We start from the raw sequence: 12,553 nt of genomic DNA on the forward strand, positions 1-12,553 counted from the left end.
GCCGCCGACCGTACCGGCCACGCCATGCTCCACGCGCTCTATCAGCAGTCGCTCAAATATGACGCGGACTTCTACATCGAATATTTCGCCATCGACCTGATCATGGAAAATGGTGAATGCCGCGGTGTGATCGCGCTGTGCATGGAAGATGGCTCGATCCATCGCTTCCGTGCCCATGCGGTCGTGCTGGCAACGGGCGGCTATGGCCGCGCCTATTTCTCGGCCACCTCGGCGCATAGCTGCACCGGCGACGGCGGTGGCATGGTGCTGCGCGCAGGGCTTCCGCTCCAGGATCTGGAATTCGTGCAGTTCCACCCGACCGGCATCTATGGCGCGGGCGTGCTGATCACCGAAGGCGCGCGTGGGGAGGGTGGCTATCTCACCAACTCCGAAGGCGAGCGGTTCATGGAACGCTATGCCCCGTCGGCCAAGGATCTGGCCTCGCGCGACGTCGTGTCGCGATCGATGGCGATGGAAATGCGCGAAGGGCGCGGCGTTGGTCCGAACAAGGATCATATCTTCCTGCACCTTGATCATATCGATCCCAAGGTGCTGGCCGAACGCCTGCCGGGTATTACCGAAAGCGGCAAGATTTTTGCCGGTGTCGACCTGACCCGCCAGCCGCTGCCCGTCACGCCGACGGTCCATTATAATATGGGCGGCATTCCCTGTAATTATCATGGCCAGGTGCTGACCAAGAAGGATGGCGATCCCGAAGTCGTGGTCCCCGGCCTGTTCGCGGTCGGCGAAGCGGCCTGCGTGTCGGTCCATGGCGCCAACCGCCTCGGCTCGAACTCGCTGATCGATCTGGTCGTGTTCGGCCGGGCGACGGGTCTGTTCCTCAAAGATAATCTCAAGCCCAATGGCAGCCACAAGCCGCTGGCGTCGGACGCTGCCGACCTGGCGCTCAGCCGCCTCGACAAATATCGCAACGCGACCGGCGGCACGCCGACCGCGAAGCTGCGCCTCGAAATGCAGCACACGATGCAGAAGCACGCTGCCGTGTTCCGCGACAGCGCGCTGCTGGCCGAGGGCGTCGACAAGATGCACAATGTCTATGCGGGCATGCAGGATGTCGGCGTGTCGGATCGCTCGCTGATCTGGAACACCGACCTTGTCGAGACGCTGGAACTGGACAATCTCATGTCCCAGGCGGTCTGCACCATGGTCAGCGCGGAAAACCGCAAGGAAAGCCGTGGCGCGCACGCGCATGAGGATTTTCCGAACCGCGACGACGAAAACTGGATGAAGCACACGATCAGCTGGTTCGACGGCTGGGGTGGTTCCGGCGGCGAAGTGAAGCTCGATTATCGCCCGGTCCATGATTACACGCTGACCGACGAAGCCGAATATGTGCAGCCCAAGGCGCGGGTATACTGATCCGCGATCAGGGATGACGATGAAGAGGGCGGGCCGAAAGGTCCGCCTTTTTTCATGGAACTAAACGTCCGCTAAATGGCCTTCAAAGTCCATGCGCTCGTGCAATATCCTCACGATGAGAATCTCGTCCGGCAGGATCTGGTAGAAAAGAAAATGGCTGCCTGATCGGCGTTTGCGCAAATCGGGCGAAAGGAATGTGCAATCCATGCCCAAGGAAGGGAAGGATATCAATTTCCCGGCCGTGTCCTTGATGGCGGCAAGATAGGATCGCGTCTGTTTTCTGCCCCATTCGCGTTCGCTGCGTATGCCAATCTCCTCAAGGTCGGACAAGGCGCGCGGCGAATAGACAAGGGTGCGATGTTTCACTCGCTAACCGGGAAGCGTCGGTCGAGCCATGCATCGAAGTCAAACTCTTGCCCTGGCCCGCTATCCAGCCCTTCCTGAATCGCCGCCCGTAGCGCTTCCAGCTTCTGCTCTTCCGACTCCAGCAACCGCAATCCCGCGCGGATCACTTCGCTGGTCGATCCGTAGCGGCCTTCGCTGACCTTGCGTTCGGCGAACTCGCGGAAATGGTCGCCCAAGGCGACGGAGGTGGTCTTGCTGCTCATGCCACTGTCTTACCAAATATTGGTAGTCACTTCAACCGAACGGCAGCAACGCATCATAGACGTACAGCCCTGGCTTGCCCGCCACCGCCACACCCTGTCGCAACAGAAACGCATGGCGCACGATCTCGGCCTGCTGCTCGATGCCATAATGCGCGAAGGGCTTGCCCGGCAGAACCGCGTAATCATAGCGGCAAAAGGGGTGTCGCATCAGCGGTAACCACCATTTGCCCGACCGCTGCGCCTGCCAGACATGGGTCATTTCGTGGATGAAATGCGCCTGGATAGGGAGCGGGCTGTCGCAGAAATCGGCGCAGAACAGGCCACCTTGCGGGTGAAACCACAAATGGCCATCGGGCGCCATCGTCACCCGGCTGGGCTGAAACGGCCACCATTTGCGGTTATGCACCCGTACCCGATCATAGGCGATCGCCCGCCCGAACATGGCCTGGGCAAGCGCGATTTCGTCGGGCGTCAGGCTACGGCTGCTCAATGGCCCTCATGCGTGGCGGGCTTGTTGGCAGCCGCACCCGCCGCCTCCGGCTTGCGAATCACCGCGTCCACCAGCAGCCGCTTGCCGTCACTCATCAGGAAGGTCAGTTCCATCTTGCCCTGGTTGATCGCGGCATCGTTGATGCCCCACAGCATCAGATGCTTGCCGCCGGGCGCAAAGGCCACATCGCCCTTGGCGGGCACGTCCACGCTGTCGATCGGCTTCATCGTCATGACGCCCTTGTCCATCACGCTTTCATGCATTTCGACGCGGACGGCATAGGCGGTCAGCACGCCGCGTATCTGCACCCCCGCATCGCCGCCATGCGCGACGAAATAGCCCGCCGAGGGCGATTCCTTGTTCGGCGACAGCCGCACCCAGGCCTGGTCGATGTAGCTGGGCGCAGGGTCGCCGCACGCGCTGAGCGCCAGCGGGGCCGCGAGGGCGATAAGGGCGAAGGGCGCGCGCATTGGTCACTCCATGACTGTCTCGTTTCCGGTCGATGACATAGCTAATGGCCGCTGCTTCTTGTGCCAAGCAAAAGCACGCCTATATCGCCCATGCAGACCGGCCTTGCCTTGGCGCTTTCGTGGGGTATGGGGCCGTCAACCGCTGAATGAAATTTGGGGTTCAAAGAGGACACAATGGCAAAAGTAATCGGTATCGATCTTGGCACCACCAACAGCTGCGTCGCCGTCATGGACGGTGGCAAGCCCAAGGTTATTGAAAATGCGGAAGGCGCGCGCACCACGCCGTCCATCGTCGCCTTCGCCAAGGATGGCGAGCGCCTGATCGGCCAGCCGGCCAAGCGCCAGGCAGTCACCAACGGCGACAACACGATCTTCGCGGTCAAGCGCCTGATCGGCCGCCGCTTCGACGACCCCATGACCAAGAAGGACATGGAACTCGTCCCCTATGACATCGCCAAGGGTCCGAACGGCGACGCCTGGGTCCGTGCCGGTGGGCAGGATTACAGCCCCGCGCAGATTTCCGCCTTCACGCTGCAGAAGATGAAGGAAACCGCCGAGAGTTATCTGGGCGAAACCGTCACGCAGGCGGTCATCACCGTTCCTGCCTATTTCAACGATGCCCAGCGTCAGGCGACGAAAGACGCCGGGCAGATCGCGGGCCTTGAAGTCCTGCGCATTATCAACGAGCCGACGGCGGCGGCGCTGGCCTATGGCCTCGACAAGCAGGACGGTAAGACGATCGCGGTCTATGACCTTGGCGGTGGCACGTTCGACATTTCCATCCTGGAAATCGGCGATGGCGTGTTCGAAGTGAAGTCGACCAATGGCGACACGTTCCTGGGCGGTGAAGATTTCGACGCCAAGCTGGTGCAGTTCCTGGCCGACGACTTCAAGAAGACCGAGAGCATCGACCTCACCAAGGACAAGCTGGCCCTCCAGCGTCTGAAGGAAGCGGCCGAAAAGGCGAAGATCGAACTATCCTCGGCCCAGTCGACCGAAGTCAACCTGCCCTTCATCACCGCCGATCAGAACGGCCCTAAGCATCTGGTTAAGACCATCACCCGGTCGGATCTGGAGCGCCTGGTCGCCGACCTCATCAAGCGCACGATGGAGCCTTGCAAGAAGGCGATGGCGGACGCGGGCGTTTCGGCCGCCGACATCAGCGAAGTCGTTCTGGTCGGCGGCATGACCCGCATGCCCAAGGTGCGCGAAGCCGTGAAGGAATTTTTCGGCAAGGAACCGCATACCGGCGTGAACCCTGATGAAGTGGTGGCCATGGGTGCCGCCATTCAGGCGGGCGTGCTGCAGGGCGACGTCAAGGACGTGCTGCTGCTCGACGTGACGCCGCTGTCGCTGGGCATCGAAACGCTGGGTGGCGTGTTCACCCGCATGATCGATCGCAACACGACCATCCCGGCGAAGAAGAGCCAGGTCTATTCGACCGCCGACGACAATCAGCAGGCGGTCACCATCCGCGTGTTCCAGGGCGAGCGCGAAATGGCCGCGGACAACAAGATCCTCGGCCAGTTCGACCTCGTCGGCATCCCGCCAGCGCCGCGCGGTGTGCCGCAGATCGAAGTCACGTTCGACATCGATGCCAACGGTCTGGTCAATGTGTCGGCCAAGGACAAGGGCACCGGCAAGGAACAGCAGATCCGCATCCAGGCGTCGGGTGGCCTGAGCGATTCCGACATCGACCAGATGGTCAAGGATGCCGAACGCTTCGCCGAAGAGGACAAGAAGCGCCGTGAGGCGGCCGAGGCGAAGAACAACGCGGAAAGCCTGGTCCACACCACCGAAGCCCAGCTGGCCGAACATGGCGACAAGGTCGATGCGGCGCTGAAGGGTGAGATCGAAACCGCGATCGCCGCGACCAAGTCGGCGATCGAAGGCGGCGATGCTGAAGCGATGAAGAGCAAGGCGCAGGAACTCGCGACGATCGCGATGAAGCTGGGCCAGGCCATTTACGAGAAGGAGCAGGCTTCGGCCGCGGCTCCGGGTGCGGATGCGCCCAAGGCCGATGACGATGTCGTCGACGCCGAATTCTCCGAAGTGGATGACAACAAGGCGTAAGCCGATGCCCCATATCCCTCACCCCGGCCATGGTCGGGGTGAGGGAAGAGGTGGGCGGGGGTCCGAATGACGACCGAAATCGATTATTATACGCTGCTCGAAATCGAGCGCACCGCCGATGGTGCGCAGATCAAGAGCGCCTATCGCAAGCTCGCGATGAAATATCACCCCGACAAGACGGGGGGATGTGCCGAAAGCGAAGCCAAGTTCAAGGCGGTGTCGCAGGCCTATGAGTGCCTGAAAGACCCGCAAAAGCGCGCGGCTTACGATCGCTTCGGCCATGCCGCCTACACCCAGCATGAGCAGGGCGGCGGCGGTGGCCACCGCGCCAATCCAGGCGGATTTTCCGACCTTGGCGATATTTTCGAAACCATCTTCGGCCAGTCCGGCTTTGGCGGTGGCGGCGGCGGTCGTCAGCAGCAAAGGCGCGGTGCCGACCTGCGCTACGACCTCGAAATCAGCCTCGATGAAGCCTATCATGGCAAGCAGACGCAGATCGAAATCGAAGTGTCCGCCGCCTGCGACACCTGCGAAGGGTCGGGCGCGCAGCCCGGCACCGGGGTCAAGACCTGCGGCACCTGCAAGGGCCATGGCCAGGTGCGGGCGCAGCAGGGCTTCTTCATGGTCGAACGCACCTGCCCATCCTGCCATGGTGCAGGACAGGTGATCGAAAGCCCCTGCCGCGCCTGTCGCGGCGAAGGCCGGGTGGACAAGCCTAAGTCGCTGTCGGTCAACATCCCGGCGGGCGTGGACGAAGGCACGCGCATCCGCCTGACTGGCGAAGGCGAAGCGGGCGCGCGCGGGGCGCCTGCGGGCGACCTCTATATCTTCCTGCATGTGCAGCGGCACAGCTTGTTCGAGCGCGAGGGCACGACGCTCTTCTGTCGCTGTCCGGTCAGCTTCACCACGGCGTCGCTGGGCGGATCGATCGAAGTGCCGGGCCTTGATGGCGTGCGGCACGAGATTAAGATCCCGGCCGGCATCCAGTCGGGCAAGCAGATCCGCCAGCGTGGCGCGGGCATGCCGGTGCTGAACGGGCGCGGGCAGGGCGATCTGGTCGTGCAGATCGACGTCGAAACGCCGACCCGGCTGACCGCTCGGCAGAAGGAATTGCTCGAAGCCTTCCGCGAAACCGAAACCGGCGAAGAATGTCCGGCCTCGACTGGTTTCTTCGGCAAGATCAAGGATTTGTGGGGCGATTGACGCCTGACATTATCCCGACCTTCGTCCTGTCCGAAAGCACCAACGCCTGACCGCTGGAACCAATAAGATTGCCAGACCGTTTCTCCCTCCACAACGACATGAGGAGGGTTTTACATGGTTGACGTTCGTAATGATGGATATGACGATCGCCGGGTTATCGTGGAAAAGAAGGGGCCAGGCCGCACAATCGCGATTGTGCTGATCGCCATTCTTGCGATCGTCGGCATCCTGTTCGCCACCGGCTTCTGGAAGGCCGACGTGAGCGGCGGCGACATGCCCGAAGTCAGCGTCGATGGCGGCGCACTGCCCAATGTCGATGTCGATTCGAAGGAAGTCGTTGTCGGCACCGAGGAAAAGACCGTCGAAGTGCCTACGGTTGGCGTCAAGGATAATGGCGAAGACTAATGTCTGAACTGCGCTGACGAGATCCACGGACCTGTTCCCCGGCGAAAGCTGGGGTCCAGTTCCAAGCTCTGATCTGGGCCCCGGCCTTCGCCGGGTAACATGAACAGTCGCTACGGATCAGCGCACACAGCTATAAGTGTTTGTTCGGCAGATAAAAAAAGGGGCTCCGTGACAGGTCACGGAGCCCCTTTTTCGTGTCCCGCCTCAGGCCGCCAGGAACATGTCCGGGTCGAGCGCCATCAGCGCGTCGGCACCGCCCTCGATCTTGCGGCGGAGCGATCCCGCGTCGGGCATGATCCGCTCGGCAAAGAAGCGCGCTGTGACCAGCTTGGCTTCCAGGAACTTGGCATCGCCTTCGCCCGCTGCCAGCAGCGTCGCCGCCGCCTTGCTCATCCGCAACCACATCAGGCCGGTCGCGACGATGCCCAGGATGTGCATATAATGATGCGCACCGGCCCCGGCATGGTTGGGGTTCTTCATCGCATTCTGCATCAGCCACATCGTCGCCGCGCCCAGTTGCGCGCTTGCCTTCTCCAGCGATTCGGCAAAGGGGGCGAGCTTCTCATTCCCCTTGGCTTCGGCGACTTCGTCGGCCACGACCTTCAAGAAAGCCTGCAGCGCGCGGCCGCCATTCATCGCCAGTTTGCGACCGACCAGATCCATCGCCTGCACGCCATTGGTGCCTTCGTAAATCTGGGCGATGCGCGCGTCGCGCACATATTGTTCGACGCCATTTTCCCAGATATAGCCATGGCCGCCAAACACCTGCTGGCAGGCGACGGCAATGTCGAAGCCGCGGTCGGTGCCATAGCCCTTGATCACCGGGGTCAGCAGCGACAGCATGTCGTCGGCCGCCTGGCGCTCTTCAGGGGTTTCGGCATGATGCGACAGGTCGGCCTGGAGCGCGCCCCACAGGATGAGTGCGCGCAGCCCTTCGGTCATCGCCTTGGCTTCCATCAACATGCGGCGCACGTCGGGATGGACGAACAGCGTGTCGGCCTTCTCTTCCGGCTCCTTGGGGCCGGTCAGCGCGCGGCCCTGCCGCCGGTCGCGGGCATAATGGACGGCATTCTGAAAGGCGATTTCCGCCTGGCCCAGCCCCTGTAGGCCAACGCCCAGCCGCGCCGCGTTCATCATGATGAACATGGCGGCGAGGCCCTTATTCTCCTCACCCACCATCCATCCGGTCGCGCCGTCATAATTCATGACGCATGTGGCGTTGCCGTGAATGCCCATCTTATGTTCGATCGAGCCGCACGATACGGCATTGCGATCGCCCAGCGATCCGTCGTCATGCACCATCATCTTGGGCACCACGAACAGCGAAATGCCCTTGCTGCCTTCCGGCGCGTCCGGCGTCTTGGCGAGGACCAGGTGGATGATATTGTCCGACAGGTCATGCTCGCCCGCCGAAATGAAGATTTTGGTGCCGGTGATCGCATAGCTGCCATCGGCATTGGGAACCGCCTTGGTCTTGATGAGGCCCAGGTCCGTGCCGCAATGCGGCTCGGTCAGGTTCATCGTGCCGGTCCATTCGCCCGACACCATCTTGGGGATGTAGCGCTGCTGCAGCTCGTCGCTGCCCTTGGCGATCAGCGCCGCGACCGCCCCGGCGGTCAGGCCATGATACATTTCGAACGACTGGTTGGCCGACAGAACATATTCGTCCACCGCCGTCGCCAAGACGCTGGGCAGGCCCTGGCCACCAAATTCGACCGGGCCGTGGATGGTGGTCCAGCCGCCCGCGACGAACTGGTCGAACGCCGCCTTGAAGCCGGTAGGCGTAGTCACGCTGCCGTCGGGGTGACGGGTGCAGCCTTCCTTGTCGCCCACGGCATTGAGCGGGAACAGGACTTCGGCGGCCATCTTGCCGCCTTCGGTCAGGATCGCGTCAACCAGGTCAGGGGTCGCATTCTCAAATCCGGGCAGATTGGCGTAGCGCTCCAGCCCGACCACATGGTCCAGCACGAAACGGGTGTCGCGAACGGGGGCGGTATAACTGGGCATGATCTTCTCCTGCGAATTTTTTATGAGAGGCGGTGAGTATTCAGTGGGCAATGGTGGCGACGAAGGCATCCAGTTCGGCGATGGCGGCGTCGATATCGTCCTTCTGCCGGTTGAGCAGGTCGATGCGCGCCTTGCACTTGGCGACCGTCACGCGGCGCTGTTCCTCATGGGCTTCGTCGGCGTCGTAGAGGTCGATCATCTCGCGGATTTCGGTGAGGCTGAACCCCACCCGCTTACCGCGCAAGATCCAGGCCAGCCGCGCCCGGTCGCGCCGCGAATAGATGCGCGCCAGACCCTGCCGCTCCGGCGAGATCAGTCCTTCATCCTCATAGAAGCGCAGCGCGCGCGCCGTGACGCCGAATTCTTCCGACAGGTCAGTGATGCTGTAGCTCTGCCGGTCGCTATGGTCGGGCAATTCGATGCCCGCGATGCTGCTGCGATTGTCCATGGGGGTAGAGATAATGGCACTTTACGTTTACGTCAAGGTGAGTGGGTGGGCTGGGACAATTTGTGTCGGTGACAGGTCGCCGATCATCGGTTAAGCGCGCAACGTGACCATGGGGGCAATCAGACGATCGGAGGGTGCGCGCGGCCTGCTGGCGGCGTTAGCGCTGCTCGTCCTTGCCATCCAGATGATCGTGCCGCCCGGCTTCATGCCTGTGCGCACGGCGCAAGGCGTCGTCGTGACGCTCTGTACCGGGCAGGGCGCGGTCAATGTCGTGGTGAACCGCGACCAGGCACCGGGGCAGGGCGATCATCAACCCGATGACGCCATGGGCAGCCAACAACATTGCCCCTTTGCCGCATCGGTCCAGCCGATCGTCCCGCCGCTGATCCTCGCCGATCTCACGCTGCCGGCCTGGACGCTGGCCTTTGGCCCGATTGCCTTCGCGCTCAAGACCGGCCTGATCGCCCGCCTAGCCGCGCCACCCCCACCGTCCTCCGGGCCGCCGACAGCCCTTTGACATCCTCCCCCTGTGGGGGAGGTGGCACGCCGAAGGCGTGACGGAGGGGTGTCGCCGCTATCGATAGGGTGACACCCCTCCGTCTGGCCTGCGGCCAGCCACCTCCCCTGTCAGGGGAGGATCGTGTCTGTCCAGCCCCCATCCAGCCGATCAAACAGAAGGTCGCTGGATTAAAATAACATTATCAATAGGTTAAATCCATGCGCCATCATTCCGGCCTGCGCAGCATATCGCTGTGCGCCCTCGCTTTGTCGTCCGTCCCCGCTTTCGCCGAAGAGGCGGACCAGAGCCGCATCATCGTCACCGCCAGCCCGATGATCGAAGCCGCCACCGCCCGCGTCCAGCGCACCCCAGGCGGCGTCGATGTCGTCGCGGCCGACGCCTTCGAGGACAAGGTCACCGTCTCGCTGCGCGATGCGCTGACCTTTTCGCCGGGCGTCTATACCCAGCCCCGTTTCGGGCAGGAGGTCCGCATATCGATCCGTGGATCGGGCCTATCGCGCGGTTTCCACATGCGCGGGCTGACCCTGTTGCAGGACGGGATTCCGCTCAACTTGGCTGACGATAATGGCGATTTTCAGGAACTCGACCCGCAGGTCTTTCAGCATATCGAGGTCTATCGCGGCGGCAATGCGCTGCGCTTGGGCGGATCGACGCTGGGCGGGGCGATCAACGCCGTGACGCCGACCGGGCGCAGCGCGCCGGGCGTAGACCTGCGCGTCGATGGCGGCAGCTTCGACACGATCCGCACAAAGGCCGCCTATGGCTATGCCGGCGAGCGGGGCGACGCCTGGGCCGCGATCACCACGGACCGGTCGGATGGCGACCGTGACCATGGTAAGCGGACATCTTATCGCTTCAACGGCAATGTCGGGGTCAAGATCAGCGACACCATCGAAACCCGCTTCTACGCCAGCGCCCAGACTATTCGTCAACGATTGTCCGGGTCGCTGTCCGAAAAATCGGTGCTGACCAATCCGACCAGGGGCAATTTCGTCGGCGATCAGGCGCGCGACATCGATTCGATCCGCCTGCAAAACCGCACCACCATCGCCCTTGCCAACGGCGCGCTCGCCTTCGGCCTCTTCTTCAATGCCAAGGATCTCTATCATCCGATATACCAGGTGATCGACCAGAAATCCGAGGATCGCGGGGCGTTCGCCAGCCTCGACCTGGCGGGCGATCTGGGCGGGATGCCGGTGGAAGTGACGCTCGGCAGCCAGGCGCGCTTCGGCAAGGTGACCGCACGCCAGTTCGTCAACATTGCGGGGGATCGCGGTGCCCCAACCACCTTGCTCCAGCAGCGTGCGCAGACGATCAACAGCTATGGCGAAGCGCGCATTGCACCGATGCCGGGCCTGTGGCTGATCGGCGGCGGCCTCTACACCCATGGCGAGCGCCGCATCGACAACCGCTTCGCTCCGGCACGCAGCGGCGACGCCCGTTTCGACGCCTTCGCGCCGAAGATCGGCCTGCTCTACGAAACGAGCGAAACACTGCAATTCTTCGCCAATTACAGCCGCTCGGTCGAACTGCCAGGCTTTAGCGAACTGAGCCAAACGCCCGCTGGCGGCGCGCCCGGCTTCACGCCCGTCCGCGCGCAAAAGGCCTGGACGGCCGAGATCGGCACGCGTGGCCGCATCGGCATCGCTGCCTGGGACATCAGCCTCTACCGCGCCGACATCAGGGGGGAGATGCTGCAATATAGCGTGATCGCAGGCGTCATCCCGGCCGCGACCTTCAACGCCGACAAGACCCGGCATCAGGGGATCGAGGCGGGCCTGCAACTGGCACTCACGCCCTGGGCATCGCTGCGGCAGGTCTATCAATATAGCGATTTCCGTTTCCGCAACGATGCCGTCTATGGCGACAATCGCCTGCCAGTGGTGCCGCGCCATTTCTATCGCGCGGAACTGCGGCTGGGCAATGACCGGATCAGCGTCTCGCCCTCGGTCGAATGGCTGCCGCAGGGGACGTGGGTCGATTATGTGAATAGCAAGCGGGTCGGTAGCTATGCGCTGCTGAACCTCGGCGCGCAGGCGCAACTGCGCGACGGCGTGACCCTGTTCCTCGACGCCCGCAACCTGACGCAAAAGCGCGCCATCGGCGACATCAGCGCGCTGGTCCGCTACGCCGCCGACAATGTTGCAACCGCGGCGGACGAAGGCAGCGTCGCTTTCTACCCGCTCGAACGCCGCGCCATCTATGGCGGCGTGCGCGCGCGCTTCTGAGGCTGAAGGGGAGGACAGGACGATGACAGACGGTGCCTTCTATCGGGCGATGACGCGCTGGCATTTCTATGCCGGGATCATCGTCCTGCCGATCCTCGCGCTGATGGCGGTGACGGGCACGCTCTATCTCTACAAGCTGGAGGTGGAGGCATTTCTCTATCCGGTCGAGATCGCCGCCAGGCCGGGCGTGCCGATGCTGCCCCCCGCTCGCCTGATCGCTGCGGTCGAACAGGCCAGCGGCGAACAGGCGACCCAGATCACTCATCCCGCAAGCGCCACGCAAAGCTGGCGGGTGACGACCAAGGGTGCCGATGGCGTGGCCACCGTTCATTTCGTCGATCCGCATGACGGCCGCCTGCTGGGGGTCATGCAGGGCGGCGGCGTCATGAAGACGGTCAAGGATCTGCACAGCCTGGCGTTCACCGGTGCGGTCGGTAACCGGCTGGTCGAGGTGGTAGCAGGCTGGGCGATCCTCCTGTGCATCACTGGCCTTTATCTACGCTGGCCCCGGCGCGGCCGGCCCGCCATCGCCATAAGGGGCAACGCTAAAGGGCGGCTGTTCTGGCGCGACCTGCATGGCACACTCGGTTTCCTGTCGGCGGGCGTCATCCTGTTCCTCGCGATCACTGGCATGCCCTGGACGGACGTGTGGGGCGGGGGTCTGCGCGCCGTGGTCGCGACGAACGACTGGGGCCGCCCGAAAATGGCGGTCATTCCCTGG

General features: G+C 63.0%; 13 protein-coding genes. 7 read left to right on the forward strand and 6 right to left on the reverse strand.

Going from position 1 to position 12,553, the window contains the following annotated elements; translation table 11 throughout:
• Positions 1-1,380: FAD-binding protein (locus IL54_RS10445; protein WP_037478323.1), on the forward strand; the 1,380-nt coding region annotated here is incomplete at its 5' end.
• 60 nt (positions 1,381-1,440) lie between these two features.
• On the opposite strand, the gene IL54_RS10450 is transcribed toward IL54_RS10445, so the two are convergent.
• Genes IL54_RS10450 through IL54_RS10465 form a run of 4 tightly spaced genes read right to left on the reverse strand, consistent with a single transcriptional unit; the run spans position 1,441 to position 2,948 of the window.
• Positions 1,441-1,746, reverse strand: a complete 306-nt coding sequence (locus IL54_RS10450) for a type II toxin-antitoxin system RelE/ParE family toxin (RefSeq protein ID WP_037475457.1) — start codon at positions 1,744-1,746, stop codon at positions 1,441-1,443.
• Positions 1,743-1,988 carry a type II toxin-antitoxin system ParD family antitoxin gene (locus IL54_RS10455; protein WP_037475460.1) on the reverse strand — a complete coding sequence of 82 codons (246 nt, stop codon included), beginning with the start codon at positions 1,986-1,988 and terminating at the stop codon, positions 1,743-1,745. The genes IL54_RS10450 and IL54_RS10455 overlap by 4 nt, the downstream gene beginning before the upstream one ends.
• A gap of 31 nt (positions 1,989-2,019) precedes the next feature.
• Positions 2,020-2,478 carry a hypothetical protein gene (locus IL54_RS10460; protein ID WP_037475462.1) on the reverse strand — a complete coding sequence of 153 codons (459 nt, stop codon included), beginning with the start codon at positions 2,476-2,478 and terminating at the stop codon, positions 2,020-2,022.
• Positions 2,475-2,948, reverse strand: a complete 474-nt coding sequence (locus IL54_RS10465; RefSeq protein WP_037475464.1) for a copper chaperone PCu(A)C — start codon at positions 2,946-2,948, stop codon at positions 2,475-2,477. The genes IL54_RS10460 and IL54_RS10465 overlap by 4 nt, the downstream gene beginning before the upstream one ends.
• A gap of 174 nt (positions 2,949-3,122) precedes the next feature.
• Here IL54_RS10465 and dnaK point away from each other — a divergent pair, with 174 nt between their 5' ends.
• The 3 genes from dnaK to IL54_RS10480 all read left to right on the forward strand — a co-directional run bounded on the left by dnaK (position 3,123) and on the right by IL54_RS10480 (position 6,629).
• Positions 3,123-5,021, forward strand: coding sequence for a molecular chaperone DnaK (gene dnaK, locus IL54_RS10470; protein WP_037475465.1), 1,899 nt, complete (start codon positions 3,123-3,125; stop codon positions 5,019-5,021).
• 66 nt (positions 5,022-5,087) lie between these two features.
• Positions 5,088-6,224 (forward strand): molecular chaperone DnaJ, encoded by a 1,137-nt coding sequence (gene dnaJ, locus IL54_RS10475; RefSeq protein ID WP_037475467.1) that lies wholly within the window; start codon positions 5,088-5,090, stop codon positions 6,222-6,224.
• 114 nt (positions 6,225-6,338) lie between these two features.
• Positions 6,339-6,629, forward strand: a complete 291-nt coding sequence (locus IL54_RS10480; RefSeq protein ID WP_037475469.1) for a hypothetical protein — start codon at positions 6,339-6,341, stop codon at positions 6,627-6,629.
• 204 nt (positions 6,630-6,833) lie between these two features.
• Here IL54_RS10480 and IL54_RS10485 read toward each other — a convergent pair whose 3' ends face one another.
• Complete coding sequence (locus tag IL54_RS10485; RefSeq protein ID WP_037475471.1) at positions 6,834-8,636, reverse strand: acyl-CoA dehydrogenase C-terminal domain-containing protein; 1,803 nt, start codon at positions 8,634-8,636, stop codon at positions 6,834-6,836.
• A gap of 40 nt (positions 8,637-8,676) precedes the next feature.
• On the reverse strand, positions 8,677-9,084 hold the full coding sequence (locus tag IL54_RS10490) for a MerR family transcriptional regulator (RefSeq protein ID WP_037475474.1): 408 nt from the start codon (positions 9,082-9,084) through the stop codon (positions 8,677-8,679).
• A 109-nt stretch (positions 9,085-9,193) separates the two neighbouring features.
• On the opposite strand from IL54_RS10490, the gene IL54_RS10495 reads away from it, so the two are divergent.
• The 3 genes from IL54_RS10495 to IL54_RS10505 form a co-directional block, all read left to right on the forward strand.
• Positions 9,194-9,601: a DUF2946 family protein gene (locus tag IL54_RS10495; protein WP_037475477.1), complete on the forward strand. Its 408-nt coding sequence runs from the start codon at positions 9,194-9,196 to the stop codon at positions 9,599-9,601.
• Between the two features lie 200 nt (positions 9,602-9,801).
• Entirely contained in the window at positions 9,802-11,832 is a 2,031-nt protein-coding gene (locus tag IL54_RS10500; RefSeq protein WP_037475480.1) for a TonB-dependent receptor family protein, read from the forward strand.
• Positions 11,833-11,854: 22 nt separating this feature from the next.
• On the forward strand, positions 11,855-12,553 hold a 699-nt coding region (locus tag IL54_RS10505), incomplete at its 3' end, for a PepSY-associated TM helix domain-containing protein (protein WP_237748849.1).

This window comes from Sphingobium sp. ba1, assembly GCF_000743655.1.
In the GTDB taxonomy this organism is placed as follows: domain Bacteria; phylum Pseudomonadota; class Alphaproteobacteria; order Sphingomonadales; family Sphingomonadaceae; genus Sphingobium.

Excerpts from the sequence above, each read along its gene's own strand:
- IL54_RS10455 (WP_037475460.1), bottom strand. The coding sequence starts at position 1,988 with ATGAGCAGCAAGACCACCTCCGTCGCCTTGGGCGACCATTTCCGCGAG.
- IL54_RS10465 (WP_037475464.1), bottom strand. The coding sequence starts at position 2,948 with ATGCGCGCGCCCTTCGCCCTTATCGCCCTCGCGGCCCCGCTGGCGCTC.
- dnaK (WP_037475465.1), top strand. The coding sequence starts at position 3,123 with ATGGCAAAAGTAATCGGTATCGATCTTGGCACCACCAACAGCTGCGTC.
- dnaJ (WP_037475467.1), top strand. The coding sequence starts at position 5,088 with ATGACGACCGAAATCGATTATTATACGCTGCTCGAAATCGAGCGCACC.
- IL54_RS10480 (WP_037475469.1), top strand. The coding sequence starts at position 6,339 with ATGGTTGACGTTCGTAATGATGGATATGACGATCGCCGGGTTATCGTG.
- IL54_RS10485 (WP_037475471.1), bottom strand. The coding sequence starts at position 8,636 with ATGCCCAGTTATACCGCCCCCGTTCGCGACACCCGTTTCGTGCTGGAC.
- IL54_RS10490 (WP_037475474.1), bottom strand. The coding sequence starts at position 9,084 with ATGGACAATCGCAGCAGCATCGCGGGCATCGAATTGCCCGACCATAGC.
- IL54_RS10495 (WP_037475477.1), top strand. The coding sequence starts at position 9,194 with ATGGGGGCAATCAGACGATCGGAGGGTGCGCGCGGCCTGCTGGCGGCG.
- IL54_RS10500 (WP_037475480.1), top strand. The coding sequence starts at position 9,802 with ATGCGCCATCATTCCGGCCTGCGCAGCATATCGCTGTGCGCCCTCGCT.